The sequence below is a fragment of the Shewanella pneumatophori genome (assembly GCF_023283895.1).
GTDB classification, from domain to species: Bacteria; Pseudomonadota; Gammaproteobacteria; order Enterobacterales; family Shewanellaceae; genus Shewanella; species Shewanella pneumatophori.
Window position 1 is genome coordinate 50,983 of record NZ_JAKILB010000014.1, and the last position, 24,033, is coordinate 75,015.

20 protein-coding genes and 1 other annotated feature are annotated in these 24,033 nt (G+C 42.4%); of the genes, 8 read left to right on the top strand and 12 right to left on the bottom strand.

All coding sequences use genetic code 11. The features are described 5' to 3' along the window. Positions 1-126 precede the first annotated feature (126 nt). Positions 127-1,974 carry an autotransporter assembly complex protein TamA gene (locus tag L2740_RS17715; protein ID WP_248951397.1) on the top strand — a complete coding sequence of 616 codons (1,848 nt, stop codon included), beginning with the start codon at positions 127-129 and terminating at the stop codon, positions 1,972-1,974. Beyond that, entirely contained in the window at positions 1,971-5,945 is a 3,975-nt protein-coding gene (gene tamB / locus L2740_RS17720) for an autotransporter assembly complex protein TamB (RefSeq protein ID WP_248951398.1), read from the top strand. Before L2740_RS17715 ends, tamB begins: the two co-directional genes overlap by 4 nt. Positions 5,946-6,213: 268 nt before the next feature. On the opposite strand, the gene fadR is transcribed toward tamB, so the two are convergent. Next, the gene (gene fadR, locus L2740_RS17725; RefSeq protein ID WP_248470552.1) at positions 6,214-6,933 is read right to left on the bottom strand and encodes a fatty acid metabolism transcriptional regulator FadR; all 720 of its coding nucleotides are present in this window, start codon (positions 6,931-6,933) and stop codon (positions 6,214-6,216) included. Between the two features lie 301 nt (positions 6,934-7,234). Between fadR and nhaB the strand changes: the two genes are divergently transcribed. Both nhaB and dsbB read left to right on the top strand, forming a co-directional pair. Beyond that, positions 7,235-8,821, top strand: coding sequence for a sodium/proton antiporter NhaB (gene nhaB / locus L2740_RS17730; RefSeq protein WP_248951399.1), 1,587 nt, complete (start codon positions 7,235-7,237; stop codon positions 8,819-8,821). 91 nt (positions 8,822-8,912) lie between these two features. Continuing rightward, positions 8,913-9,422, top strand: a complete 510-nt coding sequence (gene dsbB, locus L2740_RS17735) for a disulfide bond formation protein DsbB (protein ID WP_248951400.1) — start codon at positions 8,913-8,915, stop codon at positions 9,420-9,422. Positions 9,423-9,512: 90 nt separating this feature from the next. Here the strand turns inward: dsbB and L2740_RS17740 are convergent, their stop codons facing one another. The 3 genes from L2740_RS17740 to L2740_RS17750 all read right to left on the bottom strand — a co-directional run bounded on the left by L2740_RS17740 (position 9,513) and on the right by L2740_RS17750 (position 11,488). Then, on the bottom strand, positions 9,513-9,953 hold the full coding sequence (locus L2740_RS17740) for a YcgN family cysteine cluster protein (protein WP_248951401.1): 441 nt from the start codon (positions 9,951-9,953) through the stop codon (positions 9,513-9,515). A gap of 217 nt (positions 9,954-10,170) precedes the next feature. Further along, positions 10,171-11,166 (bottom strand): lytic murein transglycosylase, encoded by a 996-nt coding sequence (locus tag L2740_RS17745; protein WP_248951402.1) that lies wholly within the window; start codon positions 11,164-11,166, stop codon positions 10,171-10,173. 40 nt (positions 11,167-11,206) lie between these two features. Continuing rightward, positions 11,207-11,488, bottom strand: a complete 282-nt coding sequence (locus tag L2740_RS17750) for a YcgL domain-containing protein (protein ID WP_248470697.1) — start codon at positions 11,486-11,488, stop codon at positions 11,207-11,209. A 120-nt stretch (positions 11,489-11,608) separates the two neighbouring features. On the opposite strand from L2740_RS17750, the gene minC reads away from it, so the two are divergent. Genes minC through minE form a run of 3 tightly spaced genes read left to right on the top strand, consistent with a single transcriptional unit; the run spans position 11,609 to position 13,376 of the window. Next, positions 11,609-12,274 (top strand): septum site-determining protein MinC, encoded by a 666-nt coding sequence (gene minC / locus L2740_RS17755; RefSeq protein ID WP_248951403.1) that lies wholly within the window; start codon positions 11,609-11,611, stop codon positions 12,272-12,274. Positions 12,275-12,303: 29 nt separating this feature from the next. Then, complete coding sequence (gene minD, locus L2740_RS17760; RefSeq protein WP_248951404.1) at positions 12,304-13,113, top strand: septum site-determining protein MinD; 810 nt, start codon at positions 12,304-12,306, stop codon at positions 13,111-13,113. A gap of 2 nt (positions 13,114-13,115) precedes the next feature. Beyond that, the gene (gene minE, locus L2740_RS17765; protein ID WP_248470561.1) at positions 13,116-13,376 is read left to right on the top strand and encodes a cell division topological specificity factor MinE; all 261 of its coding nucleotides are present in this window, start codon (positions 13,116-13,118) and stop codon (positions 13,374-13,376) included. Between the two features lie 68 nt (positions 13,377-13,444). Here minE and rnd read toward each other — a convergent pair whose 3' ends face one another. From rnd to L2740_RS17805, 8 genes are all read right to left on the bottom strand, one after another. Next, the gene (rnd, locus tag L2740_RS17770) at positions 13,445-14,554 is read right to left on the bottom strand and encodes a ribonuclease D (RefSeq protein WP_248951405.1); all 1,110 of its coding nucleotides are present in this window, start codon (positions 14,552-14,554) and stop codon (positions 13,445-13,447) included. A gap of 89 nt (positions 14,555-14,643) precedes the next feature. After that, positions 14,644-16,317 carry a long-chain-fatty-acid--CoA ligase FadD gene (fadD, locus tag L2740_RS17775; RefSeq protein ID WP_248951406.1) on the bottom strand — a complete coding sequence of 558 codons (1,674 nt, stop codon included), beginning with the start codon at positions 16,315-16,317 and terminating at the stop codon, positions 14,644-14,646. 183 nt (positions 16,318-16,500) lie between these two features. Continuing rightward, the gene (locus L2740_RS17780) at positions 16,501-17,382 is read right to left on the bottom strand and encodes an alpha/beta fold hydrolase (RefSeq protein WP_248951407.1); all 882 of its coding nucleotides are present in this window, start codon (positions 17,380-17,382) and stop codon (positions 16,501-16,503) included. 8 nt (positions 17,383-17,390) lie between these two features. Continuing rightward, positions 17,391-18,233, bottom strand: a complete 843-nt coding sequence (locus tag L2740_RS17785) for a class I SAM-dependent methyltransferase (RefSeq protein ID WP_248951408.1) — start codon at positions 18,231-18,233, stop codon at positions 17,391-17,393. Between the two features lie 130 nt (positions 18,234-18,363). After that, positions 18,364-19,062, bottom strand: a complete 699-nt coding sequence (locus L2740_RS17790; RefSeq protein WP_248951409.1) for a M50 family metallopeptidase — start codon at positions 19,060-19,062, stop codon at positions 18,364-18,366. After that, positions 19,055-19,366 (bottom strand): hypothetical protein, encoded by a 312-nt coding sequence (locus L2740_RS17795; protein ID WP_248951410.1) that lies wholly within the window; start codon positions 19,364-19,366, stop codon positions 19,055-19,057. Before L2740_RS17795 ends, L2740_RS17790 begins: the two co-directional genes overlap by 8 nt. 172 nt (positions 19,367-19,538) lie before the next feature. After that, positions 19,539-20,255, bottom strand: a complete 717-nt coding sequence (tsaB, locus tag L2740_RS17800) for a tRNA (adenosine(37)-N6)-threonylcarbamoyltransferase complex dimerization subunit type 1 TsaB (RefSeq protein WP_248951411.1) — start codon at positions 20,253-20,255, stop codon at positions 19,539-19,541. Positions 20,256-20,569: 314 nt separating this feature from the next. Next, the gene (locus L2740_RS17805) at positions 20,570-22,495 is read right to left on the bottom strand and encodes a DNA repair helicase YoaA (protein WP_248951412.1); all 1,926 of its coding nucleotides are present in this window, start codon (positions 22,493-22,495) and stop codon (positions 20,570-20,572) included. A 463-nt stretch (positions 22,496-22,958) separates the two neighbouring features. Further along, positions 22,959-23,077, top strand: a sequence feature (His leader region). A 56-nt stretch (positions 23,078-23,133) separates the two neighbouring features. Here L2740_RS17805 and hisG point away from each other — a divergent pair. Then, the gene (hisG, locus tag L2740_RS17810) at positions 23,134-24,033 is read left to right on the top strand and encodes an ATP phosphoribosyltransferase (protein WP_248951413.1); all 900 of its coding nucleotides are present in this window, start codon (positions 23,134-23,136) and stop codon (positions 24,031-24,033) included.

Here is a 24,033-nt window from a genome sequence, read left to right on the forward strand (position 1 = left end):
CTAGTTCTATTTATTTGCCTTCTTTGTAACCATTTTCAACCATAATTACAATCAGCAACTTGCTTGAACTCCCGATTCTGGTGACAATAGGTCGTCTTAATGAAACCAATAATAAGAGTCTGATTTTTGTTGATAAGTTTGTTTCGATTACTAGTCTCAATTTTATTACTTGCCAGTTTATCTTTGGCAACATTTTCCGTTCGAGCAGACGATTGGTTAAGCATCAATATTAAAGGTGTAAAAGGGGCATTAGCGACCAATATTAAAGCTCACTTAGGTAGCCTACCTGAGTCTAGTGTACAGCGCAGAGCCTTTATTTTTAACGCTGAAGACAACATTGAAGCCGCGATGCACTCAATGGGCTATTACCATAGCAAGGTCACTCAAGATGTTATTAATAATGGTGACAAGCCGTGGCGCCTCAATTTAACCATCACTCCCGGTGAGCCAACCCTAATAAGCTGGATAGATATTCAAGTTAAAGGCGAAATGCAAACCGATCCACTGTTTGAAAAATGGTTGAGTCAATTAACAATTCGACCCGGCGATAGACTCAACCATGGCGTGTATGACGACATAAAATCGCAACTACTGACGTTAGCGCTTGCTCGAGGCTATTTTGACGGTAAATTTGATCTTGCTGAAATCGTGGTAGACCGCGACTTTAATACTGCAAAAATCGCTTTATATTATGACTCAGGCCAACGTTATCATATTGGTGAAGTGACCTTTACAGGCCACACTTTAGAGCCTGAAATTCTTGATGAGTTAGTGCCTTTTAAACTTGATGCCCCCTACAGCACAGGTAACCTTGGGCAACTTAACCGCCAATTATTAGATACAGGATACTTCTCCAACATCAAAGTATTGCCTTTAGTTGAACAAGTTGAAGGACTCCAAGTTCCTATTCGAGTTGAACTTAGCCCAAGGCCAAATCATTCAATTGAATTAGGTTTAGGTGCTGATATTGGTAATACAGTGGATAACAACCTTGAACCTCGGGTGCGAGTCACTTGGCGAACGCCACAAATCAACAAATATGGCCACTCCCAAGAAACTACTGCGGAGTGGTCACCAGACAAACCTAAGTTTTTGACCACTTATACCATTCCTTTAACTCATCCACTTGATGACCAGTTAAAGCTACGTATTGGTATGCTGCGCGACAAGTATGGTGTCACTCAGGTATATGACAGCGATGAACGCCAATTTAATAATACTGGCCAACTTGAGTCATCAAAAATGTTGTTTGCGGTTATTCGCCAACAAAGACTACAAAGCAAATGGTTATTTAACTATTCGGCGGAAGTAATGAAAGAGAGCTACCAGCAATCAGGCGTTGATTACGATCCTCGCTATGTGTTGTTTGGTACAAGTTTGTCTAAAACCACTCGTGGCGATAACTCGCTAGACCCTAAATCGGGCTTCTTTCAGTTCTATAGCCTTGAATATGCCGATCCAAGCTTAGGCTCTGAAGTTAGACTCGCTCGCTTACAAACCAAATTTAAATGGATTGAGACATTCTTTGATAAGCACAGAATTGTGTCGCGTCTTGATATGGCAGCAAACCTAACTAGCAATAACTCACTTGAAAACATTCCACCTTCATTACGCTATTTTGCCGGTGGTGATCAGAGCATTCGTGGTTATAGTTATAATGAACTAGGGCCATCAATTGACTCAATTAATGAAGATGGCCAAATCTTACGTGAAGTTGTAGGTGGTCGCTACTTAATGGTCGGTAGTATCGAATATCAATACTATGTCACGCCGACTTGGCGTGTGGCGACATTTATCGATGCTGGTAACGCATTTGATGTAAACCAAATTGAATTAGTTACCTCTGTCGGTGCGGGTATTCACTGGATTTCACCGATTGGTCCGGTCAAATTTGACGTAGGTGTTGGTCTGAAAGAGACAGACACTATAAGCAGACCATGGCGCATTCATATCACAATGGGAGCCGAGTTATGATAGCTCCTGACGACAATACAAGCCCAACAGAAGCTGAGGCTTGCCCGAATAAAATGAGCTACCGTTTACGCATATGGCGTTGGTTTAAACTTTGCAGCCGGATCATTATCTATGCACCATTACTGCTATTAATCAGCGTTGCAGTATTAATTGGTACAGAGTTTGGCAGCCACATTACCGTAAAGCTTGCCGATATGTTGGTACCAGATCTTGAGCTTAGCTATAAATCAGGACAAATAAACCGTCAGCTAGAGCTTAACTACGGCGCTTGGCAAATGAATGGCGTGACAGTTGAAATAAGCGATCTAGTACTTGCTTGGAACCCTATGTGTTTAATGCAAAAGCAGTTATGTGTTGAGCAATTAGCCAGCTCAAAAGTCAATGTCGAAATCGACACTCACTTAATTGGTTCTGAGAACGATGAAACTGCTAGCGATAACAATCTTGATGAACAAGAAAGTCTCGATAACACTACAGCAGAAAACCAAGAGATCACCCTGCCCTTTGGCATCACCCTAAATAGTGGCGCGCTAAAAAACGTAACGGTACGGGTTAATGACATGGATTTTAACGCTAATCAGCTCAATTTAAGTGCTGAATGGTTATCGACTGGGATCCGTGCAAGTTCCATCTATTCAGAAGGTCTATTAGTTTCTATTCCATTTGCCGACGCTGACAGCAGTGCCGCACCAGATCCTATCGCTGCTACAAAAGCTCCACTACACACATCAGCAACCACACCTGTAGCTGATGAAAAACAAACGACTAACAGCCAACAAGTAGACAGTAAAACCCAAGATGAGCTGCAAGATTGGGCGATGGCAAACTTGCCTGAAGTCTTTATGCCTATTCCGGTATTTGTTGAAACATTAGACATCGACAACGGTGAACTAATTCTTGGTCCAAGAAAAGATAATTTCAGTAACTTGCATTTAAGCGGCAGTTACCAGCAATTTCTAATCAATATCGACGATTTTAAAGCAAAACATACTTATGGTAATGCGAGTTTAGTCGGTCAAATGTCACTGATTGACGACTACCCAATGGATATAAAAGCAAGCTTTAAACTGGCAAAAGTTGCTGAAGTGCCAGAGCTTGAAAACCAAAATCTAGACATCAGCATAAGCCAAGGATTTAAGCAGCTTAAAAGTCAAATTAAGGGTAGTGGTCAGTTTGAATTTGATATCGACTCGAGTATCGAACTTGCTAATCCGCAGATCCCTTATACGATAAATTTAAGTGCTAACAAATTACAGTGGCCACTAAAGCAAGCCGACTATGTAGCGCAAAATATTAAGCTTGAAAGTGAGGGGAACTTACAAAAGCAAAATGTCTCTCTGCAAACGCTGTTTTCGTCGCCATTTCAGCCACCTATTGATGTAGATAGTCAATTCAGTCATCAAAGTAGCAATCTTGATTTCAGCAAACTACATGCGGCAAACAGCAAGCTTGGTGAAGTAATCTTACAAGGCTCACTTGAGTATGGTGAAAAACTCGCGTGGAATGCCAAAGTTGCAGCACAAAACCTTGATATTAGCCAGCTGACTTTTACCAAAGATAGCCCACTGCCAACAAGTGATATCACAGGCCCACTCGATACGAATGGTCAAGTCACCTTAAACGATAGCAGTTGGGCTGTTGCGATCAGTAATGCCAAATTAAACGGCCATGTGATGCACTATCCACTTGAAGTTGACGGCGATCTATCACTTAACCATAAATGGTACCTCAGCTCTAAAGGATTAAATGTCAATGCGCTGCAAAGCCGCTTATACGTTCAAGGCACTGTAGATAAACAGTGGGCTCTAAATGGCCAGTTAACTATTCCAGATCTAAGCTTGTGGCAGGCGCAATCGAATGGCTCCGTCAATGCTGATATTGCGGTGTCAGGTGAAAATGAACATCCAGATCTCGCGGTTAACCTAACAGCTCAGGACCTACAGTTATTGGCGATGGAGCTAAGTAGTCTAACGTTAACCGGTAACTATAAGCCCTTTGATAATCATGGCTTTAATGCCGACTTAAGCTTGCAAGAGTTTACCTACCAAGATCTTAATTTAGACAGCATTACCTTTTACAGCCAAGGTGATTTAAATAGCCAATCAGTTGAGCTTAATTCTGTTGGCGATCTTGCTTTAAATACCGCAATAAATAGTCAATATAACGATAAAAAACAACAGATAACAGCTCAAGTGAATCAGCTATCGTTGAGTTCTAAGCTAGGTGATATTGCCCTTGATAACCCCATTGAGGTTCAGTACTCACTTACCAAACAAACCGGTAATTTAGAGCCATTTTGCCTGTCGCATCGAGATGGCAAGTTATGTGCGCAAAACGACACTTTATTAGGCCTTAATGGCAAAGCGAGTCTCGAGTTTAACGGTGATATTGGTAAGTTAATCGAACCTTGGTTACCGCAGAGTCTTGATTGGACCGGACCTGCCACGCTTAAATCTAATCTTGAGTGGTTTGCAGATAAAAAGCCTATCGGCAATCTAGACTTACAACTAACGGAAGGGAATATTGACTTTAAGGCAACTAACAATAGTAACGTTACTGTTGGATATAAGTCTGTACAGCTTCAAAGCCAGCTTGATGAAAAGCAGCTGCAAACCTCTATCTCTCTCGAGTCCCATGAAATTGCCAGTATGGATGCTAACTTAGGCATAAATGTGACTCCAGATAGAGCCATGAGAGGTCAGTTCTCACTGCATAAAATCAACTTAAAAGCGCTGGCGGTATTGGTACCCGAACTTGAAGTATTGGAGGGAGTGATATCAAGTGAATTAAGTGTTGCAGGCAGTTTAAGCGACCCACAGGTCTCTGGTGAAATCGCGTTGAACGACGGTGCCATTATGGCAACGGCTAACCCTACTCTGCTTGAGGATATCGACCTTGATTTCATCTTTGCTGGTAAAAAAGCGCAAATAGACGGCCAACTAAAAATGGGCGAAGGCCTCGCCTATGTTGATGGTCAATTAGATTGGGCGCAACAGAAACTTAAAGGCGCATTTGATATAAAAGGCCAAGATCTTGCTGTTATTCAGCCTCCTCTAGCCATTTTAAATGTAGGCACCGACTTAAAGGTTAAATTTACCAACGAATCCTTTGATGTAACCGGCGATATCAATGTGCCATCAGGAAAAATTACCATAGTCCAGCTCCCAGAAGGCGGTATTGCGGTTTCAAAAGATGTAGTGTTTGAAGACAGCTTGGCCTCAAAGGAAGCCAAAGTGTCGCCATTAGCGGTTTCTGCACAAGTTAACCTCAATGTTGGTGACAATCTAAGAGTCGACGGTATGGGCCTAACAGGCAAGCTACAAGGGAAACTCGAACTCAAACAAGACCCTTTTAGGCCACCGCTCATGTTCGGTGAAATTAAAGTCGTTGATGGCAACTACAAGTTTATGGGGCAAACCCTTGAAATTCGTGCAGGTGAAATGCAGTTTATTGGCCCTATCGATGTGCCTAACCTCAATATTGAAGCTGCACGCGAAATCAAGGATGAAGATGTCATTGCCGGCGTACGTATTACTGGTACGCCAATGAAGCCCATTGTGAACCTATTTTCTAACCCAACCAAAGAGCAGGCAGAAATATTAAATTATATTGTCCGCGGCACAGGTTTAAGCAATAACAGTGTTGATCAAAACAGCGGCTTAATGATGGGCGCAGCATTAACACTAAGCAGCCAAATTGGCGGCGGCGCAATCGGTAATATCGGCAATACCGCCACAGGGATCATCGAAAAAATTGGCTTTTCAAATGTACAGCTAGATGCCAATGATGACGGCCGCTTTGCTATTAGTGGCTTTATTGGTGATAACTTAATGGTCAAATATGGCGTCGGAGTATTCAATCCAGGCTATGAGATGACAGTAAGGTACTACTTACTATCGCAGCTTTATCTTGAAACCGTTTCAGGCACAATTGAGCAGTCTTTAGATATCTATTACAGCTTTGACCTATAGTTGTATTTGTGGGCGGTAAGCATAGCGTTCGTTCACATCTTGATTGAACTCATCACAGCTTAAACGATGAGTTCATCTTTAACGCTAAATAAGCAAAAGCATACAGCCCTTCTGCCCTTCTGCCCTTGCCAAAACCAAAGCCAAAGCCAAAGCCATTAAGCAACAACGTATCTAACAATAAAATCTTTGAATTTTTAAACCTTTAACCCCTAAAAAGCAGACACAAAAAAGCCATCCCAAGGATGGCTTATTATTTTCAGCTAGGTCGTTAATTGTCAGAATGACCCAGCTCTACAGGCATATCATCGCGTAAGCTCTGCCACATTACGCCACTGTTAATACCGTAAGTACGCATTAATGCTGGCACATCAGCATAATTTTTCGCGATAGCTAATTGCTGCAGCTCTTTATAGAACTCCATTGCTAAAGCGCGTGCTTCAGCACTAGAAAAATAGTATCGACCGACTCGGCTATACAAGCCTTTAAAGCCGTTAAGAATTAATACGTATAAAGGATTTCCTGATGAAAACGCTAAGGTGTGCTGTAATTGATAGTCAAATTCAGCATAAGCAAGCGCGGTATCTTCAAGTTCATCCAGTTGAGATAACGCAGCAACCGCTTCTTCAGGGTTATTGCGAATCGCACCTCTAAAATAGATGGCACTGACACTGCTTCTTGCTGAAAGCAATTGGTCAACCAGTTCAGGGAAACCGTCTGGGTTAAGTTCGGCAATCGTCTCAAGAATATTCAGACCCGAAGTTTCCCAGAAATTATTAACCCGGGTAGGTTTGCCATGCTGAATAGTCAGCCAACCGTCACGTGCTAAACGCTGAAGCACTTCACGTAAGGTTGTGCGGGTGACACCGATTAATTCTGATAACTCGCGCTCTGCAGGGAGAATAGAGCCTGGAGGAAACTTATTTTCCCATATGGATCGTACAATATACTTCTCTGCAAAACTTGCAGGGCCTTTGGCATTGATGATCATGAGCCTACTCTATCCAATTATTAGTGTTGTTCTTTGACAGATCATACCAGAGCAGGAAAAAATGAAAACTAAAACCGCGTTAATTGATAGCGACTAAATACAGAAAACAGTTAGACCGCTCATTTTTTGCGCTAACGGCACATTTTAAATCACATTTATTTGATATAGATAGCTGTTTCGCCATTATGGGCTTTTTAAGTTTTCAAAAAGGTTTTATCTTTAGCATCGGCTTAACTATGGCTTATAGCAAATTCCATTAATGCTTTGTTATTAGCAACTATATATAAATAGAGAGGATTCCATGCCTGTGACAATGAGTCGGGCGTTTCTTGACAACTTCTTGGGTAATTCACCAAAGTGGTTCAAACTCGCGATCATATCGTTTTTAGTGATCAACCCAATCGTATTTTACTTTAATCCGTTTGTGGCTGGCTGGCTGTTAGTTGTTGAATTTATCTTCACTCTTGCTATGGCCCTAAAATGCTACCCACTTCAACCAGGTGGTTTATTAGCGATTGAGGCAGTTGCAATTGGCATGACATCGCCAAGCCAAGTACTGCATGAGATTGAAGCAAACCTTGAAGTCGTTCTACTACTAGTCTTCATGGTTGCTGGTATTTACTTCATGAAGCAATTGCTTCTATTTGTATTTACTAAGATGATCACTAAAGTACGCTCAAAAGTAGCAGTATCTTTATTGTTCTGTATGGCTTCTGCATTCCTATCTGCATTCTTAGATGCGTTAACTGTTATCGCGGTTATCATCACAGTTGCAGTAGGTTTCTACTCTATCTACCACAAAGTTGCATCAGGCAAGAGCTTTGGCGAAAGCCATGACCACACTTCTGATGGCCAAAATCAGCTATGTGAAGAAGAATTAGAATCTTTCCGTGGTTTCTTACGTAACCTACTTATGCATGCCGGTGTTGGTACTGCATTAGGTGGTGTTTGTACCATGGTTGGTGAACCACAAAACCTAATTATTGCGGCGCAAGCAAACTGGCAGTTCGCTGAATTTGCTATCCGTATGTCTCCAGTAACCGTTCCAGTATTCTTTGCTGGTATTACTACCTGTTTCTTAGTTGAGAAATTCAAGGTATTCGGTTACGGCCAGCAACTACCAGAAGCGGTTCATAAAATCCTTTCTGACTACGATGCTCATGAAGATGCAAACCGCACTAAACATGACAAAGTTAAGCTATTAATCCAAGCTGTCATTGGTGTGTGGTTAATCGCTGGTCTTGCGCTACATTTAGCTTCAGTGGGTCTAATCGGTCTATCTGTAATCATTCTAGCGACTGCATTTAACGGCATCACTAACGAACACGCACTAGGTAAAGCTTTTGAAGAAGCGCTACCGTTTACTGCGCTATTAGCAGTATTCTTCGCTATCGTTGCTGTAATTATTGACCAGCAGTTATTTGCACCAGTGATTCAGTGGGCACTAAGCTACGAAGGTAACACTCAGTTAGTTATTTTCTACATTGCTAACGGTCTACTTTCAATGGTAAGCGATAACGTATTCGTGGGTACGGTTTACATTAACGAAGTGAAAGCTGCACTTCTAAATGGCCAAATTACTCGTGATCAATTCGACCTATTAGCTGTAGCAATCAACACAGGTACTAACCTACCATCAGTTGCTACGCCTAACGGTCAAGCAGCATTCCTATTCTTGCTAACTTCTGCAATCGCTCCACTCATTCGCCTGTCTTACGGCAGAATGGTGTGGATGGCACTGCCATATACCATCGTATTATCTATCGTTGGTGTACTTGCTATTCAGCTAGGCGCGCTAGAACAGATGACTCAATACTTTTATGATACACAAATGTTAATCCATCACTCTGCTCAAGCAGCTGCAGATGGTGTAGTATCATCACATTGATAAGCTTATCTGAACTATTTTCTAAATAGTTAGTCATAGAAAACGCCCTATTCAATAGGGCGTTTTTTTATTTGCAATGGAGACTTTGTCGTTGAATGCACTAACCAACTTTGCCCACTCGCGCGCCGCCTGGCTGATCTTGATGTCATCGGCTATAGCACTAGAACTGGCCGCCCTATTCTTTCAATATATTATGGAATTGAGTCCGTGCGTAATGTGTATCTATCAACGCGTAGCGGTATTCGGCTTAGTGTTTGCTGGATTAATTGGCGTAATTGGCCATAAGTCTCGCGTGGCACGAGCTGTTGGCCTAGCCGCATGGGGAGTCAGTGCAGGCTGGGGGCTTAAACTCGCGATTGAGCTAGTTGATATGCAAACTAACCCGTCTCCTTTTGCGACCTGCTCATACTTACCAGAATTTCCAAGCTGGCTGCAGCTACATGAATGGCTACCATCGGTATTTATGCCAACGGGAATGTGCACGGATATCCCCTGGGAGTTTATGGGTGTGACAATGGGGCAATATATGATCCTCGCTTTTAGCGTCTACTTAGTTGCTTTAGCGATTTTCTTTATCCCAGCATTGAAAAAGTCGGTCTAACGCATACTCACCTTACCAGATACAAACAAAAACGCCCTATCAAATAGGGCGTTTTTTATATCGTCTCAACAGTGTTTAGGCGCGTTTCAATTATTCAACATCTTTCATTGGCCAAAGCACAATGTGATCTTCAATATCTCGAATTTTAGTTTCACATGTCACCTTACCTGCAACAGACATACCCGCTAAAATCATTGCTTGTTTCGAGCCTGTTTTTAAAGGGTGCCAAGTCGGCAGATCTCGCCCAACAAATAAACGACGATAGGCACAGCTGTCCGGCAACCAAGTTAAGGACTCAATATTATCAACTGTCACTTTGGTGCAACTTGGTACAAACTTAAATCGCTCTGAGTAATTTTGGCAATGGCCGGCCTGATTATCGAGTAACTGGCAGGCTGCATTGGTGTAATATAGCTCTTCGGTTTCATCGTCAATAAGTTTATTCAAACAACACTTACCGCAACCATCACATAATGACTCCCACTCTTCAGTACTCATCTGTGCTAAGGTTTTTTCGTTCCAAAATGCCATGTTTACGTCTTCACTCACACCAATCAATTAGCGGCGCATTATACAGGGACGGAGCAATACTGCCCAGCGGACATTACTGCGATATAGCACGTCCGCCACAGCATTTATCGATTTTGTGAGCAGTAGCAGGCTGCTTTTGCTGCGAAAAAACAGCAACTACGCAGACTCTAGCCAAATAAGACAGAGCTGAATTGGCCAGTAAGCTAACGATTATGAGTTATATAATGGCGGGATTTTTAATACGTTCAGATAAATAAGCAACGGTTATTGCGAAATAATTAGCATCATTCCAAGTGGTTAATCTGCGGTAATTATCGTAAACCAAGTATTTACGACCACTTTCACCATCAGGCATGATCATCGATATCAACATGTCATCACGCTTGGGTAAGTCTGTACCGTTAAAACGGCGCACACCAAGGTTTTGCCAATCGTTAAAGCTCTTTTTAGTATCAAAGCCTGTCAACGTTTGCTCAAACGATGTGGGCACTTTTACTTGTCGTCCCCATGTTTGCTCTGCATTCCAGCCTGCTTGTTGTAAAAAGTAAGCAGTTGATGCAAATGCGTCGATTGTGTTGCTCCAAGGCTGCTTTTTGCCATCACCATCACCATCTTGCGCGTAAGTCTGATAGCGGCTTGGACTTAGTATTGACAGCCCTAATTGGCCTTTGGCATTACTTTTAAGATCTGCATACTTGAGACCCTCACCCTCTACAATTTCAAGCGCATTAACAAACTGCTCTCGATAAAAAGCTTCATCTTCACCTTTATAGGCCAAAGAAGCTGATACTGATAACGCCGGATAGTCTGCAGCTGATTGACCAAAGTTAGAATCTATAGCCCAAAGCGCAACAATAAAGCGTGGCTGTACTCCGTAACGCTTACTTATCTCGTTAAGCTGTTGGTTGTACTCTTTATAATAAGCACGTGCCCAATCGACTTTAGATTGCGACACGGCTTGTGGTAGATAGGTGTCAAGCGTCACAGGAACTGCATCTGTTCGCGGCAATTGCCCCTGAGCTTTTTTGAACATTTTTATTTTAGGGAAAACATCATCAACAACCCGTTGACTCACGCCGCGCTCAATTGCTTCTTGTTTAAATAGAGCAATATAGTCACTAAAAGAACTTTGACTTGGCTCTTGTGCAGTCACAGCAACTGGCATAACACTTAAACAACTAACTAATACAAGTGCTGGTTTTCCTGAAAGCATAAATATCCTTGTAAACACCTTTTACAGCTTTTACCTCGAATTATTCCGGATTAAAGCCGATGTCTTTTTTATGTTGTTCTAATAAATTAACAACAGGAGGCGGTAACTGTAAATAAAATCCTTTTTCTTTCAGTTCAGATCTCACTTTTTTAATATCGGCAAAACCTAAATGGTCACGCTTTTCTATTGGCAGCATCATCACTAACTGTGGCTCACCAAACATGGCCATTAATGCTTCAGGAACACGTTCAAAATCATTACGTTTTTCAACGAAAAGGTAACTTTCAGCCTTTCTAAGGCTTTTATACACTGCACAGATCATATACGACTCAATTTCCAAACTATTCAACTTGCCAGCTAAGGATGCACACTATACCATGGTCCGTTAGGAATATAATGGATATCGGCGTTGCGCTGAACTTTTCTAGAGAGCAATACAGGAATGCAAACACCCAGCCTAGAATTAAAAGGCTCTTCTTTTACTCTTTCTGTACTGCATATCAATAATGATGATATGGCAGTTATAGCAGCTGAGTTAGATGCAAAGCTCGCCATCGCACCTCAATTTTTTATTGGTGCACCTTTAGTGGTAAATCTTAGCGCAATACAAAACGATAATTTTGACATATTAGGTTTAAAAGAGATTTTAACCAGTCGTCAATTAATCGTTGTGGGTATTACTAGTGCATCTGCAGCGCTAACCAAACACGCAAAAGCAATTGGTTTAGCGATTGTAAAATCGGGAAAAGAAGCCGCTTCACAACCTCAATTACCTAAAACCACCAAAATCGTTAAGCAAAATGTCCGTTCCGGGCAGCAGGTTTATGCGCAAAATGCTGACTTGATCATCATAGGTGCAGTAGGTAATGGGGCCGAAGTTATCGCCGATGGCAGTATCCATATATACGGAACATTGCGTGGTAAAGCGATGGCTGGCGCCGCTGGCGACAGAAACGCAGTTATCATGGCACAAAAAATTGAAGCAGAGCTGGTATCGATCGCAGGTCAATATTGGTTAACTGAGAATCTTCAGCAAAACGGAGCCGCTCCAAGCGGTTGTATTCGCCTAGAAGGCGAATCGCTTACGGTTGAATCATTGCCTCTGTAAGAGCGCAGATATTGAAAGGATTAGTATAAATGGCGCAAATTATTGTTGTCACATCGGGTAAAGGCGGCGTGGGTAAAACCACTTCTAGTGCTGCTATTGCCACAGGTCTTGCGATGAAAGGCCATAAAACCGTGGTTATCGACTTTGATATTGGTCTACGTAACTTAGATTTAATCATGGGCTGTGAGCGCCGAGTGGTGTATGACTTTGTTAACGTAATCAACGAAGAAGCCAATCTTAATCAGGCACTAATTAAAGACAAACGCACTGCAAACCTTTTCGTATTGCCAGCTTCGCAAACACGCGACAAAGATGCATTAACAAAAGAAGGTGTAGGTAAAGTATTAGCAGATCTTGCTAAAGAGTTTGAATACATCATTTGTGACTCTCCTGCTGGTATCGAAACAGGCGCAATGATGGCGCTTTACTTTGCTGACGTAGCAATTGTAACCACAAACCCAGAAGTGAGCTCTGTGCGCGATTCAGACCGAATTTTGGGTATGTTACAAAGTAAGTCTAAGCGTGCAGAAGAAGGGGTAGAGCCAGTAAAAGAGTTTTTACTGCTAACTCGCTACTCTCCTGCTCGTGTAACAACCGGTGAAATGCTAAGTGTGCAAGATGTAGAAGAGATCTTAGCGATTCCATTAATCGGCGTGATCCCAGAATCACAAGCCGTATTAAAAGCCTCTAACTCTGGTGTACCTGTGATTATCGACCAAGAAAGCGATGCAGGTATGGCCTACAGCGATGCTGTAGAAAGGTTATTAGGCCAAGAACTGCCTTTCCGATTTCTTACGGAAGAGAAGAAAGGTTTCTTAAAACGAATTTTTGGTAGCTAATTATGTCTTTACTTGATTACTTTAAAACAAATAAAAAGCCCAGCACGGCTGTCACTGCTAAAGAGCGACTGCAAATAATTGTCGCCCACCAGCGTGGAGAACGTGACGCGCCGGATTACTTCCCACAAATGAAGCAAGAGATCATTGAAGTGATCCGCAAGTATGTTCAAGTCGGGCCAGATCAAGTCTCTGTCCAGCTTGATCAAAATGACGAGAACTTGTCTGTACTTGAGTTAAATGTCACGCTTCCTGAGCAAAACTAAAAACCTGTTTAAACTAACGCTCGTTTAAGCAAATAAAAAGCCCGCTATCGCGGGCTTTTTAATATTTATTATAGCTTTAACTTACTCAGTGCATTAGCAACAATGGCTTCACGCCACCCAGTTAAAATTAGTGGCTTATCGCCTTGTTTACTGGCCCAGATCCACTCTAAATATTCGTGGATAAACTTCTTCGAACCTAGTAACTCAATTGGAATATTGTTAGCTTCTGCTTGCTCTGTAATACAGTTTTTAATGCTCTTAAACGCAATTTTATAGCCGGTTTTAAGGGCTATCACATCTAGCGGCTTAGGTGGATTATCAAAACTCACATTGGCAATAATCCGGCAAATTTCTTTGCCATGAATACGCTTTTCTTGCTCTGTAAGTTCGGTCAGCTTATAGAGATCATTACTATTTTTAGGCTGCTTTTTAGCAAGACCAATTAGCGCATGATCTTTAACAACAAAGCCCAACGCTAAATCTTTTTGTAGTGCGCGCTTTAAACGCCAGCTTGCAAGATCGCGTAATACAGCCAGTTGATTACTGGTTAACTGAAAGGCATTTTTAACTTTTAGGTAAGCAGTCTCTGGATCTGGTTGCTCAAGACGGCCTTGCGTCATACGCACGCCCTCTTCATAAATCCAATCCAGTCTGCCCTGCTCTTCTAGTTTCTGCACGAGTTGCGGATATAGCTTATAAAGATAATAAACGTCATTGGCTGCATAGTTTAACTGAGCCTCAGTTAATGGGCGCTTGATCCAATCTGTACGCGATTCACCTTTATCAAGGCTGACTTCTAATGTTTGCTCAACAAGTTTGGCATAACCTAAGCCGTGGCCCATACCTGCAAGGCTTGCAGCTATTTGGCTATCAAAGAGGTTTGTTGGCTGGCACTGACCATAGTGTGCAAACACTTCTAAGTCTTCACTGCATGAATGCAGAAGTTTGACGCTGCTTTCTTTTTTAAGCAGTTGCCAAAATAGATCAAGATTACTCACAGCCAATGGATCGATTAACGCCAGGGTTTTACCGTCATAAGCTTGAATAAGACCTAATCTTGCATAGTAGGTGCGAGTACGAACAAATTCTGTGTCTAGCACCAATAAATCAGCTTCTTGGTATTGCTCTACAAGGGCCGCTAAACTGGCATCATCTTCAATATATTGAAACGCTAACAAAGTTGTCTACTCCATAAATATGCAAAAGCCGGCTGTCGCCGGCTTTAGTCTAATCAAAAGTGGCATTCACCACATTATGATTCATGAGGTTAATCTTGCTTAGCCTCATCTCTCAATTCCCGACGTAAGATCTTACCTACGTTGGTTTTAGGCAGTTCATCTCTAAATTCTACCAGCTTAGGAATTTTATAGCCCGTCAAATGCACGCGACAATGCTTAATTACGTCCTCTTTGGTTAAAGATTTGTCGTTTGCAACCACAAATACCTTAACTAGCTCGCCAGAAACCTCATGCGGTACGCCAACAGCGGCCACTTCGATAACTTTAGGATGCAGAGCTACTACTTCTTCCACTTCATTCGGGAACACGTTAAAGCCAGAAACAAGGATCATGTCTTTTTTACGGTCAACAATAAAGAAGTAACCTTGCTCGTCCATGTAGCCGATATCACCTGTAGCCAAATAGCCATCTTTATCAATTACATTGCTTGTTTCTTCTGGACGCTGCCAATAACCCACCATAACCTGAGGACCTTTAGCAAACAGTTCACCTGTTTCGCCTTGTGCTAGCACATTACCTTCATCGTCACGCACTTGAATATCAGTATTAGCCACAGGGAAACCAATTGAGCCATTGTAGCCATCAAGGTTATAAGGGCAACATGTCACCAAAGGTGACGCTTCTGTTAGGCCATAGCCTTCAAGTAACCGCGTCTTGGTTAAGCCCTGCCATTTGTCAGCAACCGCGCGCTGCACAGCCATGCCGCCGCCAATCGATAACTTAAGCTCACTAAAGTTAAGTTTAGCGAAATCTTCGTTATTCACTAACGCGTTAAATAAGGTATTAACGCCAGTCAACACAGTAAATGGATGTTTTTCTAATTCACTAATAAATGCTGGTAGATCCCTTGGATTAGTGATCAGCAAGTTATTAGCACCTTTATGGATAAACAGTAAGCAGTTCACCGTCAATGCAAAGATGTGATAAAGCGGCAAAGCCGTTACTACAAACTCTTTGCCTTGCTCTAGCATTGGGCCGTATGCTGCATCAGCTTGAAGTAAGTTACTCACTACGTTGCTATGACTAAGCATTGCGCCTTTTGATACACCAGTTGTACCACCAGTGTATTGCAAAAAGGCTAAATCATCTTTCTTAACCGTTGGTTTAACGTACTGCATGCGTCGGCCTTTAGATAAAGCCTTACGCATTGAGATAGCTTGTGGCAAATGGTACTTAGGCACCATTTTCTTAATATATTTAACAACAAAGTTAACCACGGTGCGCTTAGGCGCGCTTAGTAAGTCACCTAAACCTGTCAAAATAACGCTTTCAACCGGAGTGTCTGCCACAACTTTTTCGAGTGTATGGGCAAAGTTAGACACCACAACAATGGCTTTGGCGCCTGAATCGTTAAGCTGATGTTTGAGTTCACGTGGCGTATACAGCGGGTTTACGTTAACGACCACCATACCTGCGCGCAAAATACCAAACAATGCGATAGGATATTGTAAAAGGTTCGGCATCATAATTGCGACGCGGTCGCCTTTATTTAGCTTTAACTCATTTTGGAGGTATGCCGCAAAGGCTCTACTGCGCTCTTCTAGCTTGCGGTAGGTCAAAACTGCGCCCATATTCACAAAGGCTGGTTGATCCGCGTTTTTAGCGACTGAGGTTTCGAACAAATCAACTAGTGATGCATATTGTTCGATATCAATCTCAGAAGGCACGTCATCTGGTAGATTATTAATCCAAAGTTGGTCCACAAAAATCTCCTAATCTCTCCACCTGCGGTAAAACACCCGCAAAGCTTGTTAGCAGCTTGCCAAGTAAGCAAGCTAAAACACTGTCTGGTCTTTATATTTTTTAGTCAACGCCAATAAATCATACAAGCGTTTAAATTTTGATTATCATCACATAAATGACACAAAAAACCTAGCCTCTTTTTTCTAGGCCGTTAAGAAGTCTCTGATCGCCTCAGAAACTTGTGCCGCATTCCCCATATGCAGATGATGATCGCCATCAATCTCTACAGTTTGTAACCGGCTAAACCAGCGATGTGCCATCGGGATCGCCTCTTGCAACTGAGGAAAACCTCCGCTACCAGAAATTAATAGAGTATTGACTGTATGGGCTTGCATTAAGGCATCGACTTGAGAAAAAGTCAGTCTTAAAGGGGAATCTAATTTTAAGCGAGGATCACTGCGCCAGCATACCCCAGAATCAAGGTTTTGCATATTGCGCTGAGTCAATAATTCGCACCATTGCAGGTCTAGTGCGGTTAATTTATGCCGTGCATTGGCTGCAATGGCAATATCACGGTAAATACTGGCAGGTTTTGTTTGTGTCGCTAAAAACCGTCTATGTCCAGCAAAGCTATTTTGCAGGCGAGTTTTAGATTTAGACTCGCTCTCATAAAGAGGAGAAAGTGCTTCAATAAGCACCAATTTGTCAACTTTTTCGGCAAACGCTGCTGCATAAGCCGAAGCAATAATACCGCCTAATGAGTGACCGACAAGAGCGAATGGTTTGCGCTTAACAACATGAGTTAACACTTCAATAAGCGCATCTAAATCGTAAAGGTAGTCTACCCAATGTAATGGGTAACTACCTGGTCGATGCTGCGAGCCGCCGTGGCCTGGCCAATCTATGGCCAAAATTTGATAGTCAGTTAGATACTTGCTGAGTGGTAAAAAGCTATCAGCGTTATCTAACCAACCATGCAATGCCAAAATCAGCGGTTTATCTGGCGCCCCCCATAATCGCCCCGCTAAGGTGATGTGGGGTAACTCTAGGGTTATTTCATTATCGGGTTCGCAGACTAAGTGCATCTATACAATTACTTTTTGATAAATTTAAGCGTCATTCTATCGCTTTCACCAATATCGAGATACTTTTGTTTATCTTGATCATCTAACGCCAGTCTTGGCGGTAGCGTCCACACACCTTTAGGGTAATCTTTGGTGTCTTTTGCATTGGCATTCACTTCTGAGCTAGCAACAAAAGTAAAGCCGGCTTTTTCAGCAAGCTTAATGACTTCAGCCTGTTCCATATAACCGGTTTTAGCGTCCATTCCAGGATTGGCTCTGTGTTCAACAATACCAAAGGTACCGCCTGACTTTAGCACTTTGTAGGCAGAATCAAACACAGGCTCTAGATAACCTTTCATCGCCCAGTTATGCAGGTTTCTAAAGGTAAGCACAGCATCGACGCTATTGTCTTTACCCATAGCGTAATAAGTTGGAGGATCGAATGTGACTGTGCTCGCAGCGCCAAGCTTAGCTTGATTATCAGTGAGCCAAGCTTCAAACTTTTTACCCGATTTAGCGCGATAGCCATTTTTTAGCTTTTCATCACTTGGATTGGTGTCGAAATTACCGGCAACATAATGGCCTTTTTCAGCTAAATACGGCGCTAAGATCTCAGCGTACCAACCGCCTCCCGGCCACAACTCAATGACGGTATCGGTAGGTTTAATGTCAAAAAAGCTTAATGTTTGCTGGGGGTGACGATATTCATCTCGGGCGCTATTTTTAGCTTGTCTAAAATCGCTGTCCACTGCGGTTTGTAATGCTGAATTGCTATGTGCTTCATGGCCATGAGCGCTAACAGTGGCGCTAAAAAGCGATAAACTACAAGTGCTAGCAAGCGCAAGACTTGCTGCAATAAATGTCTTTTTCATTGTCTTTCTCCCTTATATAACAGGCATCAACCTAGCAGTCGATTAGCAAAAAACCAACCCATATAAACAGAGATTTACATTTTTATATAATATTGCAGCTCGTTAAATTGCATTAAAAATAAGCCGATATTTATTTTTGCTTTAATGCGGCGCTATCTACCCTACGCCAACATAAAAACAGCATTGCAGCACTGGTTGCTAACCACACAAACACCCAGAACCATGCTGGTAGCCAGCTTTCCCCTGCCAGCATATTGGCATCACCTTGCCCTTCTAGGCCTAGTAACACCATGGGACTGGCTAACGCGTTGAGTATTATCATCAGTGCTATAACTCTTAACCCACTGGCTAAAAAGCGGTTTTGCTTAAGTTTTAGTGGCAGTAAAAATAATATTGCTAAACAAGCTAAAATTACGACTGTTAAAAAGTCTCGCGCCCAAAGTAATATCGTTAAGACAACTGCACTGCCGAGCAAGGCAAAACTTAGGCGAATGCCTTTAGGCCAAGTGGCAAACATAAAAATTAAATAACCCCAAAGCGCTGCGCCAAAGTATCCGGCAAAGCCAATAAGCATTGGCCAACCACCCTGACTAAAGCATAATCCTGCACCGTTTGGAAATAGCTGAATATGGCTAACTACACCGCCTGAAAACACCGTAGCTAAAGCATGTGAAAGCTCGTGAAAATAACTCTCTAACCATTTAAATGGCACACTGACAAAAGGAATTCTTGTAACGATAAAAGCGAGGAAAAGTTCAATAAGAAAGCGAGTACGGCTGGGAGCGCCTGAAGTGGATTGTGGCTGAATAGTGCTGTCAGAGCTAAGCATAGGTATCTATGCCTACCATTTGCTGGATCTCCTCGCGCTTGGCAGCATGCTGATGAATGAGATACTCGGCAACAGCGCCTCTTTGCCCCGCGGTTTGATTTTCATATTCCACATGGGCGCCAAGTCTAGATTGCAAGGCTGCTGCATCTTCTTGATATGCATTAATGGTTAACGACTGAGCAGCGACTGGCAACGACGCTTCAACGCTATGGGCTGCGTTAGCACCAACATGGCTGACAGAGTTATTAACGTCTATTTTAGTCGTGGAGTGAGCCGCTGTTAAATGACTCGAATTAACCTGCATTCAATCGTCCTTTATGTCGCTAAACATAGCTTAGGCTATTCTTTACCAGCAGATGACTTAACGCTGTATATGACTATAAGCTTTAAGTCATCATTCATTACTGATTTTTTAACTACTGGGCTTTTTTACCACTGAGCTTTTTTACCACTGAGTTGTGACTTCTAGTAGTGATTTACTCTCTGCCAGGCAACTTTTGCCAAGTCACAGTATCTCGCAGATACACTGGCGCTAAGTCATCAACACTTGTGCTTAGACCTTTGTTAACACCATCTTGTGCCAAGGCTAGCATATATTTTGCTTCAGGAAACTTAGCCTTGTCGTTGATAACCAATGTATCTGTCAGCGCTAACAGTTGCGGGAAAGCATCAAAGCCTGTACCACAAGCCGTAATTGGCTGCTCAATATCTAAGCTTAATACCATTGCTTCTGGAGCACTAACAACTTCTTCATTCACTAAAGTCGCAATACCGTTAACCTCAATATATTGGCCCCAGTAAACTTCGCCCATGCGAGCGTCGATTGCAGCAAGCACTTGCTTAGCACCATCTTCAATCGCTGATTGCGCCATGGCTGCCAGTGTCGAGATACCAATAACTGGCAGTTCTTGGCCCAGAGCTAACCCTTGCGTAATGCTGGTACAAATACGGATCCCTGTAAAACTTCCTGGTCCTCTGCCATAAGCAATGACATCAACATCTTTAAGCGCTAACTCAGCTTGAGCCAAAACCGACTTCACCATAGGTAATAAACGTTGGCTATGCTCACGCGGTGCATCAGCTTGCTCGCTATAGATTGCGCCTTTATGGCTGACCGCTGCTGAACACGACTCTGTACATGTATCGAGTGCAAGAATGCGCAGTGAAATCGCTTCTTTGGTTATATCTGTCATTTAATTAGTTACCAAACTTTATAATTACGCGTATTAAATCTTCAGGCTTTGATAATATTTGAGTTCTAGAGCTTCATCCAAAAACAATTACCGAACTGTTTCGGCTGTTGCTCGCGACTCAATTAGCACGTGTTATGCCACTATATAACGATAACGCCTGTTTAATATGCTTAAGCCTCAGCTTCTACATGCTTATCGTTATAATAAACACCACATTAAGGCAAATGAATGCCGCGAGTATACCCCAACTCTTGCTCTAGCTTTAAGTGTTAATGGCCAAACTTATAATCGAAATCCATCTCTAATCTAGAAAATTAGTTAATTTGCTCCAAAAATGCGGTGGCTTTATCTAAATCTCGAGTTCTTGCCATCGGTGGTAGAGAGTTTAAAAATGCTTGGCCGTAGGGTTTATTGACGATGCGGTTATCACACAAAATCAGAACCCCCTTATCTTTTTCATCACGGATCAAACGTCCCACGCCTTGATTAAGCGTAATGACCGCTTGCGGCAGTGAGATTTCACTAAACGCATCTTTTCCTTCGCGCTCAATACTTTCACTGCGCGCGCGAAATAAATTATCATCGGGAGAAATAAACGGCAGTTTATCAATAATAACGCAGCTTAGCAGTTTGCCGCGCACATCAACGCCTTCCCAAAATGCGCCAGTACCAAGGAGTACCGCATTGCCGAGTTGGCGATATTTTTTTAATAAACTTTGCTTACCCGCCTGCCCTTGCACTAACAAGGGATAATGAACTCGCCGCTGCAATATTGGCGCAACCGCATTTAACATTCGATGACTGGTAAACAAAATAAACGTGCGGCCTTTGGCTGCATTGACAGCTTTTACGCACACATCGACAAATTGGCTTAATGCAGCATGGTGATTATTAACACTGGCTAAATGCCGTGGCACGCAAAAAAGGGCGTTATTTTGATAATCGAAAGGACTTTCAAGCAACATCTCTTTAGATTGGCTTAAACCAAGTTGCCGAGTAAACAAACTTAAATCTCGGTTGATTTGTAATGTTGCTGACGTAAAAATCCAAGCTACATTAGAATCAAACAATTTGCGGCACTCTTTAGCGACATCAATTGGTGCAATGCGTAGCACAAGATATCGATGACCATAGTCAATACTGTAAGCGGCTTGATTGTTCTCGCATAAGAAAAATGACTCTAACTTATTGGCTAATATTTCAAGTTTTTCAATTTCATCATCAAGATCATCACTGCGACCAACATGGCCTAGCAATACACTTTGCAGCGCCTTGATCTCTTTAACTAAACCCCAAGAAAGCACAGACAGGGCCTTGTTTGATTGCAATCGTCGCCAATCCGTATCACCAAGCTGATATAGCGCTTGCTGCCATTCGTTAAGCAGTGCTGCACAGCGAGCACTCAGTAACTCTATTTGCTTAGCATCTCTGAGCTCAAATCGATAAATATCAATAAGTTTACTAAATACATCAGCAAGCTGCCGAGTAGCGCACTGCTGACCAAAATACGTGACTGAAATATCCGGTAAAAGGTGCGCCTCGTCAAAAACCACCACATCTGAATCAGGCAACAACTCTGCAAAGCCTGTTTCTTTTAAAATTCTATCGGCAAGAAAAAGGTGATGATTGACCACGATAACGCGCGCATCTTTGGCTCTATTGCGAGCTTTACGGGTAAAGCACTCGTCATAATAATCACAGCGCTGACCTATACAAGTCTCTTTAGCGCTAACAACCAGAGGAATAGCTGGAGAGTTTTCAGAGACCGCGGTTAAGCCGCCAATATCACCATCTGTGGTTTGCCCCGCCCATTGATTGATCCTGAGTAAATCATCCAGTACTTGAGTTTCCATCGAGCTTGCGCCTGATAGCTCCTTTTCCATCAAGTGCTGACACAGATAATTGTTACGCCCTTTAAGCAAAGCCACTTTTGGCGTTAAGCCAAACATATCGAGTAGTGCGGGTAAATCCTTATAAAACAGCTGCTCTTGCAGATTCTTACTGCCAGTGCTCACTATTACTTGCTTGCCGCTTAAGAGCGAAGGAATTAGGTAGGCAAATGTTTTACCTACACCAGTGCCAGCCTCAACGACAAGATTGTTGCGGCTTTCTATCGACTCTGTGACAGCCTTCGCCATTGTGACTTGCACATCACGGCAACTAAATCCTTTGATCGAGCGAGCTAATGCGCCATCGGTTGAAAATGCGGATGCGACGTGTTGGAGTAATTTGCTGCTCAAGAGTGCAAGAACCTACTGTGGTAAAAAATAGCGATTAATAGTCGTCAGTTTAACTTAATTCAAATCACAACATGAGCTTTTGTTTTCATCAGACTCTTTTGCGCCGATAAAAGCTACAGTAAGGCAATGTTGAAACCAAAGCTGATTGTTCACCATATAAAAAAATCGACACAGAAAACAGCTCACCACCGATTCAGTGGCGTTGATTTTCATTGTCCCACTAGTTCAGTTATTGACCTAAATGACATTTAGATGAAGTTTACTCATCTGCTCAAATAAGCGCTTGCAATCATTTTTAAAACTGATTAATTTAAATAACAGGTTAGCAAATGAGCGGCTTTAAACTGTTGCGTTAAATGCTCAACCTTGAAATACAGACATAGCATTTAGCTGCGCATCGAAATATTAAGCAGCATTTAAACTGATAAAGAGACACGAATATGACACAGCTTTTGAACTCTATCCATCATCACCACCATATGCGGTAGCCTTCGGAAGCTTACTGCCGGAGGACTATTTCCTTCCGGCGGTTGATTTAAAAATATCAAAAACCCTTGGAAGGAATTCCAAGGGTTTTTTGGTTTTATCTTAACGAATTGTTTTATAAGAATTTTTAAATTAACTAGTAGGGACATTCCATGTCACAGTCAACAAGATTACGCATTGCTATTCAAAAATCAGGTCGCCTTTCAAAAGAGTCGCAGAAGCTTTTAAAAAGCTGTGGCGTTAAATTTAACGTTAATGAACAGCGCCTTATCGCCCACTCAGACAACATGCCAATCGATTTATTACGTGTTCGCGATGATGATATTCCCGGCCTAGTAATGGACGGCGTTGTCGACCTAGGGATCATTGGTGAAAATGTATTGGAAGAAGAGCAAATCGAGCGCCAAACCTTGGGTAAGCCTGCTGATTGCGTGAAATTACGTGAGCTTGATTTCGGCGCTTGTCGGCTATCGCTAGCGGTACCCAATGAGTTTAGCTATCAAGATGCTAGCTCTTTAGAAGGCCTGCGTATTGCGACCTCTTACCCCAACCTGCTACGTCGCTACATGCAAGAAAAAGGCATTAACTACCGTGATTGCATGCTAAAAGGCTCAGTAGAAGTTGCCCCTCGTGCAGGCTTATCTGACGGCATTTGTGATTTAGTATCAACAGGTGCAACACTTGAAGCTAATGGCTTATACGAGACCGAAGTGATATACCGCTCAATGGCGTGCATCATCCAATCAACGCAATCACAACCAGATGATAAACAAGCGCTAATCAACAAAATCTTATCCCGCATTAACGGTGTGGTTCGTGCCAAAGAAAGTAAATACATTTTGCTACACGCACCAACTGAAACCTTAGATCAAATAGTTGCCTTACTACCAGGTGCTGAAAACCCAACCGTCTTACCACTCAATGATGACACTAATCGCGTAGCTATCCACGCTGTTAGCACTGAAGATCTGTTCTGGGACACGATGGAGCAACTCACCCAACTCGGTGCTAGCTCTATCTTGGTTATGCCAATTGAAAAAATGATGGGGTAA

Excerpts from the sequence above, each read along its gene's own strand:
- L2740_RS17780 (WP_248951407.1), bottom strand. The coding sequence starts at position 17,382 with ATGCACTTAGTCTGCGAACCCGATAATGAAATAACCCTAGAGTTACCC.
- L2740_RS17790 (WP_248951409.1), bottom strand. The coding sequence starts at position 19,062 with ATGCTTAGCTCTGACAGCACTATTCAGCCACAATCCACTTCAGGCGCT.
- hisG (WP_248951413.1), top strand. The coding sequence starts at position 23,134 with ATGTCACAGTCAACAAGATTACGCATTGCTATTCAAAAATCAGGTCGC.
- minD (WP_248951404.1), top strand. The coding sequence starts at position 12,304 with ATGGCGCAAATTATTGTTGTCACATCGGGTAAAGGCGGCGTGGGTAAA.
- tsaB (WP_248951411.1), bottom strand. The coding sequence starts at position 20,255 with ATGACAGATATAACCAAAGAAGCGATTTCACTGCGCATTCTTGCACTC.
- nhaB (WP_248951399.1), top strand. The coding sequence starts at position 7,235 with ATGCCTGTGACAATGAGTCGGGCGTTTCTTGACAACTTCTTGGGTAAT.
- L2740_RS17750 (WP_248470697.1), bottom strand. The coding sequence starts at position 11,488 with ATGATCTGTGCAGTGTATAAAAGCCTTAGAAAGGCTGAAAGTTACCTT.
- fadR (WP_248470552.1), bottom strand. The coding sequence starts at position 6,933 with ATGATCATCAATGCCAAAGGCCCTGCAAGTTTTGCAGAGAAGTATATT.
- minC (WP_248951403.1), top strand. The coding sequence starts at position 11,609 with ATGCAAACACCCAGCCTAGAATTAAAAGGCTCTTCTTTTACTCTTTCT.
- L2740_RS17785 (WP_248951408.1), bottom strand. The coding sequence starts at position 18,233 with ATGAAAAAGACATTTATTGCAGCAAGTCTTGCGCTTGCTAGCACTTGT.
- L2740_RS17740 (WP_248951401.1), bottom strand. The coding sequence starts at position 9,953 with ATGGCATTTTGGAACGAAAAAACCTTAGCACAGATGAGTACTGAAGAG.
- L2740_RS17745 (WP_248951402.1), bottom strand. The coding sequence starts at position 11,166 with ATGCTTTCAGGAAAACCAGCACTTGTATTAGTTAGTTGTTTAAGTGTT.
- minE (WP_248470561.1), top strand. The coding sequence starts at position 13,116 with ATGTCTTTACTTGATTACTTTAAAACAAATAAAAAGCCCAGCACGGCT.
- tamB (WP_248951398.1), top strand. The coding sequence starts at position 1,971 with ATGATAGCTCCTGACGACAATACAAGCCCAACAGAAGCTGAGGCTTGC.
- L2740_RS17795 (WP_248951410.1), bottom strand. The coding sequence starts at position 19,366 with ATGCAGGTTAATTCGAGTCATTTAACAGCGGCTCACTCCACGACTAAA.